Here is a 19,342-nt window from a genome sequence, read left to right on the forward strand (position 1 = left end):
GATGTCTGGGATACCGCCTTCTGGTTGGCGTAGCCGTACTCGCCCCATACCTGGCGGATCAGGGGGTCGGCGTCGACCACGTGAATGCGCGTTGACGAGTCTTGCATTTCATGGATGCTCCCGCAGTACACAAAGATGTTGACTGAATGATAACAAAGTAGTTTCATGTCGCAATTGTTAAGCATCTGAAGTAGATTGGCATCTTCCCCTTCTCAGTAGAAAGGAAGAAACATGCGTTTTCTTGTTTTCGTATGCGTGGTTTTGATATACGGATGTTCCGGTGAGCATTCACCTGTTGCTACGGTTGATATTCCTATTGAACGGGTACGTCTTACCGCCCACCAGACTAGTGACGAACCTCTCTATGAAGTGTATGATTTCCGGTGGAACAATTGGAACGATTCCAAGGCGAAGGTGACGGTAAGCGAACCCGGCGAGATCAGATTCGAGGTGGCGGAAGGCAGCGGCTTGTCCGCCCTTGAACATGGTTTTACTTCTGACGTGTTCGTATTCGCCAACGGGGAACAGGATACGATCGTCGTGGAATACGACTTTGCAGGGGATGAGTTGTACGCCGGACATTACTGGTTCGATGAAACGATGAACCCTGACCGTACCCAGATGCTTATCGATGAATTGGACGTCAGATATGGCGACCCGGCAAGCGAAACAACAGGCCGGATAACCTGGATGAAGAACGGCGATACAGAGGTTTATCTGACTCTGTCGAATGACAGGTCCGGCGGTTGTCTGCACTACTACAGTCCAGGTTGGGAAGAGAAGGTAGAAAAGGCCAGATCATATAACGACCTTCCCGTCAGAGTAGTCGTGCCGGAAGGGTCGTGATTTCAGCACTTCGGATGAAGCTGTAAATAAAATACGGGACGCGACTTTTAACAGCGTATTCAGCATCCGCAATATGAGCAAACGGGTCAGGGACTGTGTCTCCCTGACCCGTTTTTTTTCATCGCACCGGCGCATCAGGCCGGTGTAATCACGCTGAAATGTGCGGAGCGACAAGAACCTAACTGCCGGGCCTCATCCGGTCTCTAAGTATGCGGCGGATGAGCTTGCCCGAAGCGGTATGGGGGAGTTCGTCCACTACGACGACACGATCGATTTTGAACAAGGGGTTCAGGCCGGAGGAAATCATGGCCTGGAGTTCCGTTTTTAGCGTGTCGAGGTCGAAGTCGACGTCGCGATCAAGGTCGCGATCGAGGTCTCGATCGAGGCCAGTTTGTGAGTCGACGGCGCGAGAACCAGTGTCGCGTGAACCGATGTTAGCGCGAGAGCCGACGGCACCGCTTCCGCCCTCAGGGACGATGAATACCACGAGCCTTTCCGCACCTTCTCCCTCGGGCTGCATCGCCACGGCCGCGCTCTCGTAGACGGCGGGATGACCATCGATGATCCGCTCCAGTTCCAGGGGGCTGACCATGATGCCGCCCAGGTTCATCCCGTCGTCGGCCCGTCCCTGGGACCGGAAATATCCGTGGTGAAGCCGTTGAGTGTGGTCCCCGTGCCTGCGCAGGACCTCGCCCCGCGGACTTGCCGGACAGCCTTCGTAGTAGACTTCGTCGTGGTCTCCGTTGAGCAATTGCTGGGACATGCCCATTGCGGGCGGCACGAGGAAAAGTTCGCCGGTCTCCCCCTCCCCGACCTCTGCCCCCTTTTCGTCCAGAATGACGAAATCCACGCCCAGGTTCGCTGTGCTGAATGCCGCGGGCGAACAGGGCTGGAGGACCGTACAGGCCAGGTGGCCGCCCCCGATCTCGGTGCCGCCGAGGTATTCGATCACGGGCGCCCGGTATCCGGCGCGGCTCATGAGCCACAGGTAGTCGGCCCGGCTGGCGGGCTCGCCCGTAGAACTGAACACGCGGACAGACGGTCGGTCGACGCCTTCGGTAATGTCGCCGTGGCTCCCTTCGACCATGTTGCCCTGCCGCCCTTCGGCCACGCCGCCGTGACTTCCTTCGACCATGCCGCCGCGCCGCCACGTCCGCACCAGTGAGGGGATGACGCCCTGCATGGTTACCCCTGCGCTCCGGATGAAGCGGAGGTATTCGGGCGTATTGGCCGCACCCGGATACAGGGCCATACATGCGCCGTTTACAAGCGTGGCGTAGATGAGCCACGGCCCCATCATCCAGCCGATATTGGTCGGCCAGGTCGTCACGTCGTCGCCGTGAATGTCCTGGTGGTAGAACCCGTCCATGGCGCTCTTGATGGGCGTCAGGTGGTTCCATGGTATGGCCTTCGGTTCGCCGGTGGTCCCCGAAGAGAACAGGATGTTGGTCGTACGATAGGGATCGCCGGTCACGGACTCGAAGGTGTCTGCGCCGGACAGGAGATTGGTCCAGGCGATGTCGCCGGGGCGGAGTTGGGGCGCGTCGCCGCCTGATGCGGATGCGGTAGTTTCGCCGGCAGACGGGACATCGGCTGAGTGCGCTGCGTCGCCTGTCCGGCCGGCGCCGCCCGACCGGGTGTCCCTGCCAGTCCGGCCGTCTCCGCCCGACGGCACGACGATCACTGTGGACGCACCCGCTTCAACAACCGTGGCGTAATGCGGAAGTACTTTACCCGCGTGAACGTAACGGTCCATGGTGACCGCGCAGCTCGCGCCGGCAATGGCCATGCGGCGCTGAATCTCCTTCGGCGGGAAGCTGTCGGCGATGGAGACGACCCGGGAACCCGCGCGGATGATGGCCAGGTAGGCGATCACGCATTCCAGGTTCAGGGGCATGTAGAGCGCGATGGCCTTTCCGGGCGCAAGGCCCCGGTCGCACAGGCCGTTGGCGACGCGGTTGACGAGACATTCGAGTTCGCCGTAGTTCGTCGTGCGGAGCGTTGGACCATCGGAGGCGTCCGGGGCGTCCGGAGCGCTTGAGTCGTCCGGGGCGTCGGGACCATCCGGACCGGCTGGACCAACCGGGCTATTCGGTCCCGGCGTGATGATCGCGGGACGGTTTGGATCGGTCGTGAAGCAGCTGTCGACGATGTTGAGTTCCGCGCCCGGCAGCCACCGGGGGTCGCGGACGCCGCCGCGTGAACCGCTGGCTCCCCCGTCCAGGTCGAGGATGGCGTCCGGTGGTCTCGTGAACACGATGCCGAGCCGCTGGAGGGTGTGGATCCAGAATGCAGAGGGGTCGCGGACGGACCAGGTGTGGAAATCTACGTAGCGGTCGATACTCAGGGCCGTCATGCTCGCCTGGAGATTCGAACGGCGCACGGTCTCTTCGTCGGGCGTCCAGACCACGGGCGGGCCATCCTCCGGGCGGCGCCCATCAAATATACGCCGGAAGGCCGCCAGGTGTTCCTCGAAGGGCAGGGGCTCCCGCCGCGAACGTTCGACGAACGCTCGCCAGGCCTGGTCCTGACGTGCGGTGGCCGGGCGGGCGGGGTCCGGCCAGTTGGAGTCCGGCGCCCCGGACTCGGCGTTTCGACGTTTCGCGCACATGGGCTGGAATCAGTCCAACACGACCATCTTCAGGCACACCGCCATGGGGATCTCGGCCACGACGCCCGAGAGATGGAGCAGGCCCGTGTCGGGGTCGAGGCGGTGGTAGGTGACCGTATCCGAGCTCTGGTTGCCGCAAAGGACGAAGCTGCCGGTCGGATCGATCCCGAAGTTTCTCGGATTCTCGCCGCCAGTGGGTACGATACCGAGCAGCGACAGGCGGCCCGAATCCCCGTCCACGGCGTACATGGCGAGGCTGTCGTGGCCCCGGTTGGAGCCGTAGAGGTACCGGCCGTCGTCGGTGATGTGGATGTCCGCCGTGTGGCTCACCTCGTCGTAGCCGTCGGGCAGCGTCGTCACCGTTTCGATCGCGGTGAGCGTGCCGGCCGATCCGTCGTAGGCGAAGGCCGTGATCGTATTGCCCATCTCGTTGATGACGTAGGCGAACTTCCGATTGGGATGGAATTCGATGTGCCGGGGTCCCGAGCCGGGCGGCACCGACGCCTCCCCGTGGGGCGTCAGCACGGCCGTGTCCGGATCGAGGGCGTAGATCATCACCTTGTCGGTCCCCAGGTCCGGCGAGAAGACGAAGTTGTAGTCCAGGTCGTGGCGGATCATGTGGGCGTGGGGTTCCTGCTGGCGGCTCTGGTCGACGCTCGAGCCGGTGTGCTGGATGACCGACGCCGCCTCGCCCAGGGAACCGTCGTCATTCACGGGGAAGGAGGACACGGACCCGCCTCCGTAGTTGGCCGCGAGCACGGCCTTTCCGCTTCGATGCACGTCGATGGAGCACGGCCCGGCGCCCCCTGACGACTGGCTGTTCAGGGGCGTGAGCGTGCCGGACCCGTCCACTGCATAGGCGAAGACGCCGCCGTGGGGATCGCCGGTCTCGCCGACGGCGTAGAGGTAGCGGGCGTCCGGCGTCAGGACCAGGAAGGACGGGTTCGTGATGCCGCCCACGTGGCTGACGTATTCCATGACGCCCGTGGCGGTATCTACGTCGTAGACATAGATGCCCTTGCTGGTGGTCTGGGTGTAGGTGCCGACGAATACGCGAACGGTCCGGGCGTTACTGGACATAGGGTGGTTCTCCTTGGTTGGCTGAGAGTATCCGATCTAAAGGTGAACTATCCCGATCGGAATGGATAAATGCTTCCTGTTACTTTTAAAAAAACCGCGAGATTGATTAACGGATTTCCTACTCATTCAATATGACAGATCGTTCTGCACAATTGAACACATTTAAATACCTTGCCGATGTCATGCACACACCGATAGGAGAAAATCCAAAGATGAATAATCACAAAACCCACAGAGACACGGAAGAATTGATGGAGGAAGTGTACTTCAAGGACCAGAGCGTCAAAAGCCGTCTGTCCGGTCTTGAAACTTCGGAAGACAGCATGCGTGAACTCATAGAATACAGCGCCGAACAGTTGAAGGAGATGAAAAGCGATGCCCGCTGGTGGAGAAAAACTCTTATTACCTGTATTATTGCGAATTTCGGGTTGCTCATCACCATAACGATCAAACTGCTACTGGACTGATCGAAGGGAGTACGCCATGTCCTCGAAGAAAGGCCGGGTTCTGACCCCCGAGGTCGTTGAACACATAAAAAACACGCTGCTGGAAACACTGCATGACGAAGATATCCTGACCATGGGCATTGAGATCGATATTAAGCTCACCAGCGGTTACCGGGACAAGATCTGGCGGGGTTGGAAGCATCCAAGACCCTCCAACAGACCGTTTCCCCAGGTCGACTGACCTACGGCTACTCCGCAGGCCTCCGTTGCCACTGCCACCACTCCTCCTGCGGCGCGTACCCCAGGATGCGTTCGGCCTTCTCGAGACTGTATTGCCCCGGGCCGTAATGGCTGTGCAGGTTGAAGGCCTGGTAGAAGCCGGGTACCGAGGGGAGTTCGAGGCCCTGGCGGCAGGCCACGGCGAGGTCGTCGTGGATGATGAGGAAGCTCCGGGTCGACGTTTTGCCGGTATGCTCCGTCGGCCGGGGGCCCAGGCCCTGGAACAGGAAGCAGACCGTGTGGATCTCGTGGTGCCGGGCGAAGCTCCGGACGATCTCGTTGCTCAGGTGCTTGGTGATGAAATAGTAGTCGGAGGAAGGCGCGTCGGGCGCGTCGACGGGGATGTCGGTGTCGTGCACGTAGGCCAGGAGGGTCTGGGCCGGGCCGGTGTGGATCACCTTTCGGATCCCGGCGTCGGCGGCCGCCTTCATCACGTTCCAGGCCCCGATGGTATTGACCTGAAAACTCAGCGTGTCGTCGTGGCGCAGGACCGTGAAGTTCATGACCGCGTCCACGCCCTCCATGGCCTCGCGGACCTGACCGTAGTCCCACACGTCCACGTTGAGGACGGGCTTGCCGTCCGGGTGGTCCTTGATGTCGGCCAGCCGCAGGTCGTAGTCCTTCTCGAGCGCGGGGGTGATGTGCGGCGCGATGAGCCCGGACGCACCGAGCAGCAGGACTTTCTTCATGGATGACACCTCAGTGGATGGCACCTCGATACGGCGTCCGTTGCGCGCCGTGGTCCAAGGTCCGCGGCGATTTCAAGACTGAACATCGTGCCTCCCCTCAGTCCCGCCAGTTCGCGGCGAAGTTGTGGACCGGCGCATAGCCGAGGTTGCGGGCCTGGTTGATGAGGTACTTCGGATTCTCCAGGTCGGCGCAGACGTGGTACATGGCGTACCGGCTCGTCCACCAGACCTGGTCCGAGGCGTCGCGCTCCAGGGCGAGACGGAAGGCCTGGGCTGCGTCCCGGTAGTCAAGCCAAAGCAGGTCGGGCGCCTGGCCGGCCACCTCCTCTTCTCTGACGAGGGTCCCCAACCGAAGTCCCGTGACCGTCACCAGGTGGTCCCTGGCGAATTCCCGGGCGGTGTGCTCGCCCAGGTAACGGGACATGGCCGGCATGTCGGGTTCGGGCAGCGGTTTCCATAGCTCGCTGATGTACACGTCGTCGGGATAGGGCCGGAAGAGGTCCAGGGTGCCGCCGTAAACGAAACGCTTGACGCCCGCCTCCACGCCGGCCTTGAAGAGCTGGTGCGTGCCCCGCGTGGCCAGTTCCAGGAGGTGCTTCTCGCGCTCCACCTCGGACTCCGGCAGGTCCTGCGGCGGCTCGCCCGTGTGGACGACGGCGTCCATGCCGCGGACCGCCCGCCAGGCGAAGTCCTGGTCCAGCAGGCTGCCCTGGGCGGCATCGCCGGCCGATTCCCCGCGCGTTTCGCGCCCGGTCGCGGCTGGCGCTTCGACGGGCGATTCGTCCACAAGACGGAGCCTGTGGTCTTTTAAGGCTTCGGCCACCGCCTGTCCCAGCCGGCTGGCGGCGCCGGTTATCAGGATATCCATGGTTGCTCCTTTGAGATTCCGACTTTTGCTGCGAGTTTTCCGAATCTAGCTCCGACTAATCCGATATAGGGTCGCGCGACCGGCAGGATCACACGCCCGGTGGCGAAACCGTCTCAGTCCTGCGGATCTTCAAAGGTCCACAGGTCCAGGGCCGTTCCGCCCAGCACGCTGGGCAGGTCCTCCGGCGCGATGAACTTCATTTCGTCGCGGACGACCGTCAGGGTCTGGCCGTAGGCGGCGTTCGCGAGGCAGACCGGCCAGTCGGTGCCCCACATGATGCGGCGACCTCCGAAGGCCTGGTAGACCGCCTTGACCATGGCATGGGTATCTGACCACGGATATTCCTGATTCGAAATGGACCAGGTATGGCTGATCTTCACATAAACACGGGGGTACCGGACCAGGTCGAGGACGGCCTGGATTTCGTCCGGCCGGTCCGGCTGTGCGTCGGCCATGTGGTCCACGACGACGTCGAGATCGGGAAACCGGTCCAGCAGACTGGCCAGTTCGGGCAACCGGCCGGGCCGCGTCAGCATGAGCAACGGAACCTCGAGTTCCTCCGCGCGCCGGAAGATGGGCGGCATCAGGGGACCACGGAACCAGTCGCCCGCCGGTCCTTCGGCGGGACTCAGCCGCACGCCCTGGAAACCGTGCTCCTCCACCCATTGGCTGAGATGGTCCGGCGCGGCGGGGTCTTCCGGATTGACGCGGCAGACTCCGGCAAACCGGTCCGGGTACGTGCGCAGGACGTGGGAAACGTAGGTATTATCCCAACGGTAGCCGATGTACTGAACGAGGACGGTCTTCTCCACGCCGTGCCGGTCTTTCAGGGCCAGGAGCATCTCCGCTGTCCGGTCCTCGGCGGGCGGGGCGTCGTTCTCCGCGGGCCAGGGGAAGGCGGGATCGTTGACCCAGACGTGGGTATGGGGGTCGATGATGCGCATGGATCTCGTATTGTGATCAGCGGGTCCGCACGAACTTCTGCAAACGGGCGTCGGCCTGGACCTCGCCGACGTAGAGGTCGCCGCGGGAGTCCATCCAGATGCCGTGGGGACATCCGGCGAACTCACCGGGCCGGTCGCTGCGCCGTCCACCTCCCCAGCTGCTGACGAGGTCGCCGTCCAGGGTGTATATACCCACCTGCTGGTCGAGTTCGGCCACGTAGACGATCTCCTCTTCCGGATCGAAGAAGGTGGTGTCGGGCTTGCCTGGAACGGCGCGTTCCTCGAGGTAGTTACCTTCCAGGTCGAAGAGCTGGATGCGCTCGTTGGTGCGATCACACGCCCAGATCCGGTCATGGCGGTCGATGCGGACGCAATGGCTGAGTTCGAACTGGCCCGGACCCGAGCCCCAGCTTCCCCAGGAGTGGATGTGGCGGCCCTCGGCGTCGTAATGGTGGATCCGGGCATTTTCGTAGCCGTCGGACACGTAGATGTCACCGTTCGGCGCGACGACGGCATCGGTGGGCTTCCGGAAGGGATCGCCGTCCGTCGCGCCGGGAACGCCGGGCATGCCGATCACCCTCACCTGGTTTCCATCGCGGTCGAACTTGCGGACGCAGTGATCCAGCCAGTCGGTGAGATAGAGGTTGTCCTCGCCGTCGATGTAGATACCGTGCGCGTCCTTGAGAATGCCGTCGCCGATCGTCTTGATGAATTGGCCGTCGCGGTCGAATACGATTAAAGGATGCTCGCTCCGCGAGTACACGTACACCCGGTCCTGCGAATCGCACGCCACGCCCGTAATCCAGCCGAAGGACCAGCCCTCCGGCAGACTGTACCAGTTTTCCTGCACCTCGTAGGTGTACGCGCCGCTGCCGAAACTCATGTGCATGCCTCTTTCATGTTGTCGTTTCGTATTAATATGTTTCGTAACAATACCTGAAGTTTCGATTCGCAATCAAGACACAAACGACTACGTGTCGCAACGCCGGTCGCCCGGGTTCTGGAACGCCGCCTCGACGGCGGAATACAGATGCACGATCCAGCCGTAACCCAGCATCCACAGCATGACCGCGAGGACGAAATGAATGACCGCCGCCGGCCTGCGGCCCTGGTACAACTGCCCCAGTCCGGGGACGACCAGACTGAATACCATGGCGCCAAACCTGGTGCCCAGGGGCGAGCCTCAAAGCATGATGGTGCTCCTTAAGGCGCTTGCGCAACCCGGTGGGCCTGCTTGGGATTGCGGCGCTGTTCCTCGAGGGCTGCGACCCAGCTGTCCGCCCAGGCCTGGTGATCGGTCAGTACGCGCTCCGGATTCGATCGGCTCCGCACGCAGAAATCGGGAAAGAAAGGCCGGCCCGTCGGCGCGCCATAGGCCACGTACCGCAGGTCCAGGCTCCAGCGCACGTCCCATTGGGTCAGGTTCGGCGTGGACCGGTGGGGCGTATACTGGCTCAGGAAGACGACCCCTCCCTTGCGCACTTCGGCCGGTTCCGCCTCAGTCTCGGGCATGAGGTCCGGCTTGATGCGCGTGCCCGCGTCCGACACGTGGTCGAGATGGCCGGTGTGGATCACGTCCGGGATCACCTCCAGGCATCCCCGTTCCACCGTGGCGTCCACCAGGGGAAGCCAGCAGGTCAGCGCCAGGGTCCGGTCCGACTCCGACCAGCTCACCCCCGAGTCCTGGTGCCAGGGCACATTGTACGACGGACTGGCGTCCAGGCGGGACGGCGGCTTGGCCCGGATGTGCTGGATGGGCGAGCAGGTGATTTCGGGTCCGACGAAGGACTCCACGGCGTCGAGCAGGTGGTCGTTCCGGAGGAAGTCGAACACCGGCTTCGCCCGCAGGTCATAGATGTCCATGCCGTGGCCGATCTCGGCACTCTGGGCGAACACTCGGGCGTAGCGCGTCAGGAAGGGTTCGTCCTCGTACAGGTCGGTGATCTTGCCCTCGGCGTGGAGATCCCGCGCCCGCCGGTCGACGAACTCGGTCATGGTCTCGATCACGGGATCCAGGTCCGCGTCGGTCAGCACGTCCTCGACGACCACCAGGCCGCGGTCGTGGAACTCCGCCAGTTGCGTTTCGGTGAGGGCCATGGGCTAATGCCTCCTGTACAGTCGGTTCTGATCGTGGCGCATACAACGAATCTTAACGTTTTGAAAGACGGTTGGCAACTTCAGAAACGCGATCCCGCTTTTCTATAGTTTCACCGTGACATTCACCGTTCTGGAAACGCTTCCGTACTTTGCTGTAATCTGTGCCGATCCGTACCCCGTAGAGACCACTATACCCTGGGTTACCGTGGCTATCATCGGATTGCTTGTCGACCATTCTACAGCGGCTCCTGTAATCTCATTTCGATTCGTGTCGATCACGATCGCAGCCAGGGTCAGCGTCTGGCCAACCGATTCAAAGGCAATCGAACCAGGGGTCACGTCGATCCTGGCCGGTACCTGTACGGCCGGTTCGGTGGGTGAGTCACCACCACACGCGGTCAGCATGCAAACACACACACAGAACGTGGGTAGTACAATGGAACGAACAACGTTTATCGTAATCACCTTCCCCGGATCCGGCTGATCATTCGGAACATGGCGCCGAGAGTTCCTTAAGCGATATGCCCCGTAGCCAGGTCTGGAACTCATCGTCGGTAGGTATACAGACCGATGTTTCCCTTGTCAACAGTTGGTCCAGGTTCAGGTTGATCATCTCCCTCGGCAAAGAACCCGTCATGTCGCTGTTCCATCTGATGTCGAATCCCTTGAGGTTCGAAAGGCGGACGATGTCCGGCGGGACGGTCCCCGTCAATCTGTTTATGGCAAGTTCCAGATACTCCAATTTTCCGAGACGCCACAGCGAGTCCGGCAATGCTCCGGACAGCAGGTTCTCCGAAAGATTCAGAATGGTCAGGTTCGTGAGTTTTCCGATTTCCGGTGGAATGGCGCCGGTCAGACTGTTTCCGGCAAGAAAAAGAATGGTTAGTTCCGTAAGCTGTCCGATCTCACTGGGAATGGCGCCGTCGAGCCGGTTACCATTCAGGCCTAAAAAGGTCAGTTTTGAAAGACTGCCGATACTCGTTGGGATATTGCCCGTTAGCGCGTTATCGGTAAGTCTCAGAGAAACCAGGTTTACGAGCTGTCCGATCTCACTGGGCAGGCTGCCTGTTAGATCGTTTCTGTCCAGTACAAGCTGCTCAAGGTTGCGGAGTCCGCCGATCTCCGTGGGTATGGTGCCTTCCAGGCTGTTTGCTTCAAAACTGAGTCGCTTCAATCTGGACAGTTCACCGATCTTTGATGGGATCTCGCCTTTTAGTTTGTTCGCGGCCAGGTTGAGATAGATCACTCTGCCATCCGCATCAGTGGTTACTCCATGCCAGGTTTCCAGGGGAGCGTGTACCAGCCAGTTACCCCGATCAAGCCATTCAGGTCCATTGGTCGCGTTATACAGCGCGACTAGCGCGCCAATATCGGGATGAGGATCGAACACGCCACAGGTGTTGAAGCTTTTATGTGTGATCTTACCAAGCCATTCCTGGTACTGATCGTCTTCCGAAAAGCAATATTGGGTGCCTGCCAGCAGAAGCGTATTCAATTGATCAAGCTGGGTAATTTCGATCGGCAGCGGTCCACCCAGGTATGGGTTACCGGAGAGATCGAGGTGTGTAAGGTACGGCAGGAACTGTATATAGTCCGGCAACCTTCCCCGCAAGTTGTTCTCCGCGAGTTTCAGATGGGTAACTCGCCCGTCTTCATTGGTCGTCACACCGTACCAGGCGCCTACGTGCTGCGAACTCGCCCAGCCCTCGCTTTGGGCCCAGTTCATACCTCCTGTATTACTGTAAATGTCATCCAGGGCAGTCCTTTCGAACCAGAGGTCGAGGCAGCTTGTGACTCGACTGTTGGCTATCCCCCGAAGCCAGGCCTTCAACCGGTCATTTTCCGGAACACATACGCGCGTTCCGTGAAGCAGTAATTCCTGCAGGTTATGCATATTCCTGAAAAAAGAGCTCAGCTCATCCTTCAATCCCATGTTTCCATTTAGGCGCAGGCTCACAAGTCTGCGTAGTTCGGTAATCGAAGCAGGTATCTGGCCGGTCAGGAGATTATCGGACAGATCGAGGCGCTCCAGGTTGGCCAGCTGTCTCAACTCATAGGGTATTTCACCCGAAAGTTGGTTGTTCCCGAGATCAAGCGAAATCACTCTGTTCTCCGTGTCAGTGTCAACACCGTACCACTCACCCACGGGACGGTCGCTCAGCCAGTTCGTGTTGTTCGACCAGTTTCCTCCGTCCAGCAGCGTGTAGATGGTAATCAGCGCATCCCGGTCTGGACTGGGCGTAGACCCAGGTTCGGGCATGGGGTCCGGATTCGGGTCTGGCGGATCGACCGGGCCTGGCGGATCGACCGGGCCTGGCGGATCGACCGGGCCTGGCGGTTCCCCGGGATCTTGGCAGGTCTCGATACCCGCGTCTTCGAAACGGGAAAGCCATTCCTGGAATCCAGGACCGGGCGGTACGCACACCATGGTTCCAGCCAGGTGGAGTTCCTCGAGATCAAGCTCCAGGAATGAGACCGGCAAAGGGCCGGTGAGATCCGGATTCTGGTGCAGGTAGAGGAATCGCAGGCTGCCAAGCCTTCCCATTTCATCGGGAAGCGGACCCGACAGACGGTTGTTGGAAAGATACAGACGCTCAAGTTTGCCCAGGTTGCCAAGACCCAGTGGAATCGGCCCCGCCAGCCGGTTGTCCTGCAGTTGAAGCCGGTTAAGTTGAACGAGGTTCCCGAGGCTTGGCGGTATCTCGCCGGTCAGCTGGTTGGTATCCAGGCCGAGGTCGATGAGGTTTGTCAGCTTGCCCAGTTCCGATGGAATCATTCCCGAAAGACGGCTGTCGTTTAGTAGTAACACGGTCAGTTGTGTCAGGTCTCCAAGGCTGGGAGGAATCGGCCCCGTCAACTCGTTGTCGCCCAGTGCAAGGGTACGCAGGTTCGTTAACCGACCGACTACCTCCGGAATGTTGCCGGTCAGCCTGTTTATTTGCAGGGCCAGGGTCCTGAGTTCTGACAGGCGACCGAGTTCCACCGGTATCACACCCGATAGACGGTTGTGCCACAGTTCCAGTCTCGTGAGCTTCGTCAATTCACCCAGAACAGACGGCAGCCCCCCACGCAGGTTGTTACCGGGAAGTGACAGTTGCGTAACGCTGCCGCTGTGGTCGACGGTTACTCCGTACCACTCGCCGACCGGCCGCTCGCTCAGCCAGTTCGTGTTGTCCGTCCACTGCGGGCCACCGGTCGCGTTGTAAAAGGCAACCAGCACATCGCGGTCGGTACTCGGCTGCGGCCCCGAATCCTGTACCGTGACCTGTGCCTGTCCGGAGACCCGGCCCGACATCGCCGTAATGGTGGTTTCACCGGGAGAAACCGCGGTTACCCGGCCACTGGCGCTGACCGTCGCCACAGCGGTATTTCCGCTCTGCCAGGAAACCACCGCGTCGCGTATATCGTTGTTGCGGAAATCAATCACCCTGGCACTGAGCTGGATGTAATCTCGTATCGACATCAATACGACGGAGGAAGGTTGGATCCGGACCGCGGATGGTACCTGTCGCACAGTGATCGCGGCAGCGGCCGTAAGACCCAGATACCTGGCCCGGACCTGCGCCGTACCGTTACCGACGGCGGTAGCCAATCCCGATGGTAATACACTGACCACTGTGTTGTCGGAACTGCTCCAGGTCACGCTGGCGTTCTGAATACTACGGTTATTCTGGTCGACCACCGTGGACTGCATCTGAACCCGCGAACCGAAGGCGATAAACGTGGTATCCGTCGGCGCAACGTTGATTCTGGTCGGTACTCGTTCCGTTGATTGGGATGAGTTTGGGGAGGACGCGGTCGGACTGTCTTTTCCACAGGCGGCAAGGATGACTACGGCCGAACATACTGCTGGAAGCATTCGGTAGCTCACCAAGCCGGTCATAGTTTCGGTTCCGGAAGTGAAATTTGAAAAGTGGACGACCGCTTAAAATACTCGTTGAGGTACGAACCCCAGGCACAGCGACACCCGGCAACTAGTCCTGGTGAAACACCTCTTCCATCTCCGCCCACCATTCGCCTTCCTTCCGCGTCGGCAGCGGTTCCTGCATCGGCATCATAACGTCCCACCACTCCTGGGTGGTAGGATCGGCGGCCATCTTCGCCATGTCCGCCTTGAAGTCGTCGCCAACATACTCGAAATAGGAGAAGAGGTAACCGTCCTTCAGGTAGATGGAATAGTTGGTGATGTTGCATTCCGTGATCATCTTGGCCACGCCTGGCCAGATCTCGACATGATACTCCTTGTATTCCTCGATCCGTTCCGGCCTGACCTTGAGGACCATGCCGTAGCGCTGGGGTGTGGTTTCCGATGTGGCCTTGTGTGCGGTCATTGGGATCTCCTTGAAGGTGCGGTGTGCGGTGTGCGGTGTGCGGTGTGCGGGCCGCAGGGCGGTGGGCGCGCCGCCGGGCGGATGTGCGCGCCGCCGGGCGGATGTGCGCGCCGCCGGGTGGATGTGCGCGCCGTCGGGCGAATGTGCGGGCCGCCGGGCGGATGTGCGGGCCGCCGGGCGGATGTATCCAAAACAGAATTACATGTTGATGGTTATTTTAATCAATATTGACAATGCTATTTTCCGCGTTTTGGGACATATGCGCCATCCCCCGTATGTATCACGCCGACGCCGAAGCCGCCGGCGTCGGTGCCTCATCGGGAATCAATCCTTCCTCCCGCAATTCTGACCAGAAATCTGCGGGTATCTCGACTTCGAACATCCGTAAGTTCTCGTCCACTTCCTCGGGCGACCGCGCGCCTGGAATGACGGCGGCCACTGCCGGATGGGCCAGGGGGAACTGCAGGGCTGCGGCCTTTAGGGGCGTTCCGTGGCGGCCGCAGACCGCTTCGATGCGCCGCACCTTTTCCACGATATGCGAAGGCGCCTTGCGGTAGTCGAATTTCGCCCCGTCCACAGCGCCCTGCGCCAGGATGCCGCTGTTGTATGGGCCGCCAATGATGATACTGATGTTTCGTTCCTCGCAAAGGGGTAGCAACCGCTTGAGCGCCGTATGATCCACCAGGGTGTATCTACCAGCGCAAAGAAAGCAGTCGAAATCGCCTTCGGCGGCGAAACAGGCGAGCATCTTCGCCTGGTTCATGCCGACCCCGACCGCCCGGATGACCCCTTCTTCCCGGAGCCGGACGAGCGCCCGGTAGCTGCCCTCCATCGCTTCTTCGTAGTGATTGTCGGGATCGTGAATGTGAAGGATATCGACCCGGTCGAGTCCGAGGCGGGCGAGGCTCTCTTCCAGGGAGCGCAGCGTGCCGTCGTAACTGTAGTCGAAGACGGGGCCGACGGGCGGTAGATCGTCGGACCAGACGTCCTGGTCGCGCGCCGGGTCGGGCACGAGGAGGCGCCCCACCTTGGTGGCGAGGACGAAGGATCCGCGGTCGCGGCTTGAAAGTGCGGCGCCCAACCGGGTCTCGCTCACGCCGCTACCGTAGAGCGGGGCCGTGTCGAAGAACCCCGGGCCGTGGCCGAGGTAGGCATTTACGACCCGGGCGGCGGCCTCTTCGGTAACTCCCTGGTACAACCCCGCCAGGGGCGCGCCGCCGAGTCCCAGGCGATTGACCTTTAGCCCCGTGCGGCCGATTCCCGCAAGGTCATCCTTCCTCATCAGACTCGTCCGGCGTCTCGCCCTGCATGGATTCCCCGCGTAACAGGAAGGCCCGGATATCGTAACGGCCGGGGCGCTCCACGGGCAGGTCGCCCGCCTCGATCATCTCCTCGATGGGCGAACTGTGGGTGCGCACGGGCATCTGGACGACCTCGTGGAGGCGGGCCGATTCGTAGATACCCATGATGATCTCCACGGCGGCCCGGCCGTTGGATGCCTCGCCCCGGTGTTCGGACTTGCCCTCGATCCAGTCCGCCAGTTCCACGGCCTGGCCCACGCTCGGGTCCTCGCCGGTCGACGAGCGCTCCTCCCAGCCGCCGGTTTTCGAGTTGATGAGCAGGACGCGCTGTTCGTTCACGTCCATCATGCCGTCCGTGCCGTAGAGGTAGCCGCCCTGCCGCCGTTCGGGATGGAGCTCCTGCAGGAGCTGCCCCACGGCCCCGTTGTCGAAGCCCACGATGCCCGCGCTGCGGTCCTCGATCCGGATGTCGCGCTCGTAACGGTCGGTCTTGCGTTCGATGTTCCCGAGCACCCATTCGGGCGCGGGATCGCTCATGACGTAGCGCATGAAATCGAACATGTGGGAGCAGTCGTTGAGCAGGCCCTGGCTGCCGCTGCAGTGGACGTGCCGCACGTCGCCGATAGCGCCTTCTGCGATCAGGTTCCGGGCATCGGTCCACACCGGGTTGAAGCGGCGCTGGTGGGCGATGGCCAGCTTGACGTCGTTCCGGCGGGCCGCGATCATCATCTCGTCGCATTCACCCATGTTGACGGCCATGGGCTTCTCGCAGAGAATGGCCTTCGGGCGGCGCGCGCAGGCGGCGATGGTCAGGGGTGCGTGGAGCTTGTGCCACGTACAGATGCTGACGACGTCGAGTTCCTCTTTGTCCATCATCTCGCGGACGTCGGCATAGCGTTTTCCGATGTCGTACCGGTCGCCGAAATCCTGCCTGGCCTCGGCCACAGGGTCCGAAAGCGCTACGACCTCGAACCGCTCTTCTCCCAGGTATCCCTTCATGTGCAGGTGCGAGATGCTGCCGCACCCGATTATGCCGACACGATAGACCGTGGACATCTAAAACTCCTCCCAGGACGGATTTTGCGTGTGGAGTTGCGTTATATTACGTGCGAAACATGCGAAGACGTGTTACGCGAAGCAAGCCCGTTACAAAATGCGAGGCTGAATAATACATCGGAAATCGAATATAGACGGCGCCATGGACCATGTCAACGATCCCAAAGACGGCCCTGAGCGTCGTCCGAATCCGTTAGACTGACTTGACACGGCACCTCCGAATAGCGTAGAATGCGATCCGTATGGAACTGCTGATCGTACTCAACGTAATCCTGCTCCTCATCCTCATCGGGACCTACCTGTCTCTTTCGGGGCGCGTAAAGCATCTCGAGGAGGCCGTTCGGCGGTATATTAAGGATACAGGAGACCCGGCTGCGGGGATATCCAGTGGTGGCGTGCCGGGGTCGGCCGACGCGCGGGGATCCGAGGACGTGCCGCAACCGGACGACGCGCAGGGACCGGACGACGCGCCGGAACTGGACGACGCACCGCAACCGGAGACCGTAGGACCTACGCATCCGGCCGAGAGTGTTCCGAGCCAGGCGCAAGCCGCACATTCGCCCACAGAAGTACCAGGCCCTGCACAAGCCGGCGACGCAGCCAGCCGGCTGTCCCACATGCTTCGCCCCCGCACCCGCGAGGAGTGGGAGACCCTGATCGGCGGCAAGCTGCTGAATCGCGTGGGCGCCCTCGCCCTTATCCTCGGCGTAGGTTTTTTCCTGAAATACGCCTTCGACAACGACTGGTTGAACGAAACGGCGCGCGTGGTCCTGGGCGGAGTGGCCGGCCTGCTGCTGGTCGCCGGCGGCCACCGGTTCCACCGGCGCGGCATGTCCGTATTCGCGCAGGGCCTGACCGGGGCGGGCGTGGGAATCCTCTACCTATCGATTTACGCCGCCTACGATTTCTACCGCCTCGTTCCGCAACCCGTTGCCTTTCTGCTGATGGCCGTGGTGACGGCCGCGGCCCTGCTGCTTTCCCTGCGCTACGACGCGCGGGCCATCGCCCTGCTCGGATGGGCCGGTGGATTCCTGACGCCATTCCTGCTCGTCACCACCCAATTGAACACCCTCGGACTCTTCGTCTACATCACCCTGCTCGACGCCGGCCTCATCGCGGTGCTGCTCAGCCGGCGCCACTGGAGAGTGCTCGAGCCGCTGGGCATCGCGGCGACCTATGCCACGTACCTGACCTGGTCGTTTCGGGCCGATCTGCCCGAAGGATTCGCAACGGCCCTGGCCTTCCTAATACTCTGGTGGGCACTGTTCGCCTGGCTGAGTCTCTACCGGTCCGCGGCCGGCGATACGGGAAAGCGACGGTGGCGGTGGATCGCGGTAACCGTAAACGCACTGGGTTTCTACGTGATGCTCATGCGCCTTTCGCGGCACACGGAAGGCATATGGGATTTCATCGGGTTCCAGTCTCTTACTCCGCAAAACTACCTGGTCTATTCGGAAGGGATCGCCACGGCCTTCCTCTCTCTGGCCTACTTCGCGCTGACCGCCTGGATCACGCGCAATACAGACGACCGATCCGCGGCCGCCGTGCATGCGACCGCGGCCATATTGCTGGCGGTTCGCGCCCCGCTGAGCTTTTTCTCCCCCTACATCACTGTCGTCATCTGGGCCTTTGAAGCACTGACCCTGTTCGGATACGGCGCATACCGCGAAGTACGCGCCGTCCGACACGCCGGTACGGCCCTGTTGGCGCTTTCATTCATCGGGATCTTTCTTTTTGGCGGCGCCTACGTATTCAACCTGGTGTCCAACTATGCACCGGTATTCTCGTCCCGCACCGCCGCGTACTGGGTCGTAGGCGGATCGTTGCTTGCGTGCGCCGGCATGCTGCGGGGCCTCACCGAATCGAAGAGCGACCGCAGGCATTACACGGTCTTCCACCTGGCCTGGACCTTCCTCTTCCTGGTCTGGGGCACGGTGGAAGTGCTCAGTTACTTCCACTACCTGGCCATCACAGCGGAAGGCGGCTCGCCGGAGCAGCTGCAGAACCTGCGGCAACTCGCCTTATCGGGCGCATGGCTGTTCGGCGCGGCACTGGTCATGACGCTGGGACGGTGGCAGGACATCCCCGCCCTGCGCGCGGCGGCCATCGTCTACCTCGGCTGCACCGTGTTGAAAGTCTTCGTCTTCGACCTCATGTTCCTGGACACCCTCTACCGTATCGTCGCCTTCCTCGGCCTGAGTGCCATACTCATCGCCGTCTCCTACCTCTACTACCGGAACCGGCCGGCTTCCTGATTGGGAACGCTACGCTGATCCGATACGCTTTTCTGATTCGACCAATCCGATTGAAAAAAACGTGCGAGAGGTTACAAAAGACCTCCGACTATTTCGTTAGACCCTATCGAATTGGTCCATTCACAAGCGCAATCATGTATTCACCGGGAGGGAATTATGGGAGACGACAAGGTAAAGGAATCGCCGGCTGAGGTGTTCGCCACGGTGATGGAGGTGAACTCGCTCTTCCATTCACTGGAGGAAATGTTGGCAACTCGATTCGAGGCGATCGATGGCAAGTTTGGGATCGTCGTGGATAAGCTGGCCGAGATGGACGCCAGGAACGAGAGACGTTTCGAAGCGATCGATGGCAGGTTCGGGGTCCTCGAGAAAAACCTGGCCGAGATGGATGCCAGGAACGAGAGACGTTTCGAGGCGATCGATGGCAGGTTCGGGGTCCTCGAGAAAAACCTGGCCGAAATGGATGCCAGGAACGAGAGACGTTTCGAGGCGATCGATGGCAGGTTCGGGGTCCTCGAGAAAAACCTGGCCGAAATGGA

Annotated in this window: 16 protein-coding genes and 1 pseudogene; 5 read left to right on the plus strand and 12 right to left on the minus strand. The window is 61.1% G+C overall.

The features are described 5' to 3' along the window. Positions 1-231 precede the first annotated feature (231 nt). On the plus strand, positions 232-846 hold the full coding sequence (locus F4X08_12210; protein MYD26566.1) for a hypothetical protein: 615 nt from the start codon (positions 232-234) through the stop codon (positions 844-846). 178 nt (positions 847-1,024) lie between these two features. On the opposite strand, the gene F4X08_12215 is transcribed toward F4X08_12210, so the two are convergent. Together F4X08_12215 and F4X08_12220 are read right to left on the minus strand one after the other, a co-directional pair. Next, positions 1,025-3,457 (minus strand): AMP-binding protein, encoded by a 2,433-nt coding sequence (locus F4X08_12215; GenBank protein ID MYD26567.1) that lies wholly within the window; start codon positions 3,455-3,457, stop codon positions 1,025-1,027. Between the two features lie 9 nt (positions 3,458-3,466). Next, the gene (locus F4X08_12220; GenBank protein MYD26568.1) at positions 3,467-4,537 is read right to left on the minus strand and encodes a lactonase family protein; all 1,071 of its coding nucleotides are present in this window, start codon (positions 4,535-4,537) and stop codon (positions 3,467-3,469) included. Between the two features lie 212 nt (positions 4,538-4,749). Between F4X08_12220 and F4X08_12225 the strand changes: the two genes are divergently transcribed. Together F4X08_12225 and F4X08_12230 are read left to right on the plus strand one after the other, a co-directional pair. Then, a complete protein-coding gene (locus tag F4X08_12225) occupies positions 4,750-5,004 on the plus strand; it encodes a hypothetical protein (protein ID MYD26569.1) in 255 nt (84 codons plus the stop codon). Positions 5,005-5,020: 16 nt separating this feature from the next. Further along, positions 5,021-5,224, plus strand: a complete 204-nt coding sequence (locus F4X08_12230) for a hypothetical protein (GenBank protein MYD26570.1) — start codon at positions 5,021-5,023, stop codon at positions 5,222-5,224. Positions 5,225-5,231: 7 nt separating this feature from the next. Here F4X08_12230 and F4X08_12235 read toward each other — a convergent pair whose 3' ends face one another. The 10 genes from F4X08_12235 to F4X08_12280 all read right to left on the minus strand — a co-directional run bounded on the left by F4X08_12235 (position 5,232) and on the right by F4X08_12280 (position 16,548). Then, positions 5,232-5,951, minus strand: coding sequence for an NAD(P)-dependent oxidoreductase (locus F4X08_12235; protein MYD26571.1), 720 nt, complete (start codon positions 5,949-5,951; stop codon positions 5,232-5,234). Positions 5,952-6,048: 97 nt separating this feature from the next. Continuing rightward, positions 6,049-6,819: an NAD(P)-dependent oxidoreductase gene (locus tag F4X08_12240; GenBank protein MYD26572.1), complete on the minus strand. Its 771-nt coding sequence runs from the start codon at positions 6,817-6,819 to the stop codon at positions 6,049-6,051. Between the two features lie 113 nt (positions 6,820-6,932). Next, complete coding sequence (locus F4X08_12245) at positions 6,933-7,763, minus strand: amidohydrolase (GenBank protein ID MYD26573.1); 831 nt, start codon at positions 7,761-7,763, stop codon at positions 6,933-6,935. A 16-nt stretch (positions 7,764-7,779) separates the two neighbouring features. Next, positions 7,780-8,652, minus strand: a complete 873-nt coding sequence (locus F4X08_12250; GenBank protein ID MYD26574.1) for a 6-bladed beta-propeller — start codon at positions 8,650-8,652, stop codon at positions 7,780-7,782. Between the two features lie 81 nt (positions 8,653-8,733). Further along, positions 8,734-8,916 carry a hypothetical protein gene (locus F4X08_12255; protein ID MYD26575.1) on the minus strand — a complete coding sequence of 61 codons (183 nt, stop codon included), beginning with the start codon at positions 8,914-8,916 and terminating at the stop codon, positions 8,734-8,736. A gap of 50 nt (positions 8,917-8,966) precedes the next feature. Beyond that, positions 8,967-9,860, minus strand: coding sequence for a phytanoyl-CoA dioxygenase family protein (locus F4X08_12260; protein ID MYD26576.1), 894 nt, complete (start codon positions 9,858-9,860; stop codon positions 8,967-8,969). A 484-nt stretch (positions 9,861-10,344) separates the two neighbouring features. Then, positions 10,345-13,743 (minus strand): hypothetical protein, encoded by a 3,399-nt coding sequence (locus F4X08_12265; GenBank protein MYD26577.1) that lies wholly within the window; start codon positions 13,741-13,743, stop codon positions 10,345-10,347. 91 nt (positions 13,744-13,834) lie between these two features. Continuing rightward, complete coding sequence (locus tag F4X08_12270) at positions 13,835-14,191, minus strand: L-rhamnose mutarotase (protein MYD26578.1); 357 nt, start codon at positions 14,189-14,191, stop codon at positions 13,835-13,837. A gap of 280 nt (positions 14,192-14,471) precedes the next feature. After that, complete coding sequence (locus F4X08_12275) at positions 14,472-15,473, minus strand: aldo/keto reductase (protein MYD26579.1); 1,002 nt, start codon at positions 15,471-15,473, stop codon at positions 14,472-14,474. Beyond that, positions 15,460-16,548 carry a Gfo/Idh/MocA family oxidoreductase gene (locus tag F4X08_12280; GenBank protein MYD26580.1) on the minus strand — a complete coding sequence of 363 codons (1,089 nt, stop codon included), beginning with the start codon at positions 16,546-16,548 and terminating at the stop codon, positions 15,460-15,462. The genes F4X08_12275 and F4X08_12280 overlap by 14 nt, the downstream gene beginning before the upstream one ends. Before the next feature lie 242 nt (positions 16,549-16,790). Between F4X08_12280 and F4X08_12285 the strand changes: the two genes are divergently transcribed. After that, the gene (locus F4X08_12285) at positions 16,791-18,803 is read left to right on the plus strand and encodes a DUF2339 domain-containing protein (GenBank protein ID MYD26581.1); all 2,013 of its coding nucleotides are present in this window, start codon (positions 16,791-16,793) and stop codon (positions 18,801-18,803) included. 410 nt (positions 18,804-19,213) lie between these two features. Then, positions 19,214-19,342 (plus strand): annotated as a pseudogene (locus F4X08_12290) (hypothetical protein).

It is taken from the genome of Gemmatimonadota bacterium, assembly GCA_009841265.1.
Taxonomy (GTDB): domain Bacteria; phylum JAAXHH01; class JAAXHH01; order JAAXHH01; family JAAXHH01; genus JAAXHH01.

What these genes read in the sequence shown, in the direction of transcription:
- F4X08_12220 (MYD26568.1), bottom strand. Translation starts at nt 4,537, where the DNA reads ATGTCCAGTAACGCCCGGACCGTTCGCGTATTCGTCGGCACCTACACC.
- F4X08_12280 (MYD26580.1), bottom strand. Translation starts at nt 16,548, where the DNA reads ATGTCCACGGTCTATCGTGTCGGCATAATCGGGTGCGGCAGCATCTCG.
- F4X08_12215 (MYD26567.1), bottom strand. Translation starts at nt 3,457, where the DNA reads ATGTGCGCGAAACGTCGAAACGCCGAGTCCGGGGCGCCGGACTCCAAC.
- F4X08_12260 (MYD26576.1), bottom strand. Translation starts at nt 9,860, where the DNA reads ATGGCCCTCACCGAAACGCAACTGGCGGAGTTCCACGACCGCGGCCTG.
- F4X08_12235 (MYD26571.1), bottom strand. Translation starts at nt 5,951, where the DNA reads ATGAAGAAAGTCCTGCTGCTCGGTGCGTCCGGGCTCATCGCGCCGCAC.
- F4X08_12245 (MYD26573.1), bottom strand. Translation starts at nt 7,763, where the DNA reads ATGCGCATCATCGACCCCCATACCCACGTCTGGGTCAACGATCCCGCC.
- F4X08_12240 (MYD26572.1), bottom strand. Translation starts at nt 6,819, where the DNA reads ATGGATATCCTGATAACCGGCGCCGCCAGCCGGCTGGGACAGGCGGTG.
- F4X08_12230 (MYD26570.1), top strand. Translation starts at nt 5,021, where the DNA reads ATGTCCTCGAAGAAAGGCCGGGTTCTGACCCCCGAGGTCGTTGAACAC.
- F4X08_12285 (MYD26581.1), top strand. Translation starts at nt 16,791, where the DNA reads ATGGAACTGCTGATCGTACTCAACGTAATCCTGCTCCTCATCCTCATC.
- F4X08_12270 (MYD26578.1), bottom strand. Translation starts at nt 14,191, where the DNA reads ATGACCGCACACAAGGCCACATCGGAAACCACACCCCAGCGCTACGGC.
- F4X08_12265 (MYD26577.1), bottom strand. Translation starts at nt 13,743, where the DNA reads ATGACCGGCTTGGTGAGCTACCGAATGCTTCCAGCAGTATGTTCGGCC.
- F4X08_12250 (MYD26574.1), bottom strand. Translation starts at nt 8,652, where the DNA reads ATGCACATGAGTTTCGGCAGCGGCGCGTACACCTACGAGGTGCAGGAA.
- F4X08_12275 (MYD26579.1), bottom strand. Translation starts at nt 15,473, where the DNA reads ATGAGGAAGGATGACCTTGCGGGAATCGGCCGCACGGGGCTAAAGGTC.
- F4X08_12255 (MYD26575.1), bottom strand. Translation starts at nt 8,916, where the DNA reads ATGGTATTCAGTCTGGTCGTCCCCGGACTGGGGCAGTTGTACCAGGGC.
- F4X08_12210 (MYD26566.1), top strand. Translation starts at nt 232, where the DNA reads ATGCGTTTTCTTGTTTTCGTATGCGTGGTTTTGATATACGGATGTTCC.
- F4X08_12225 (MYD26569.1), top strand. Translation starts at nt 4,750, where the DNA reads ATGAATAATCACAAAACCCACAGAGACACGGAAGAATTGATGGAGGAA.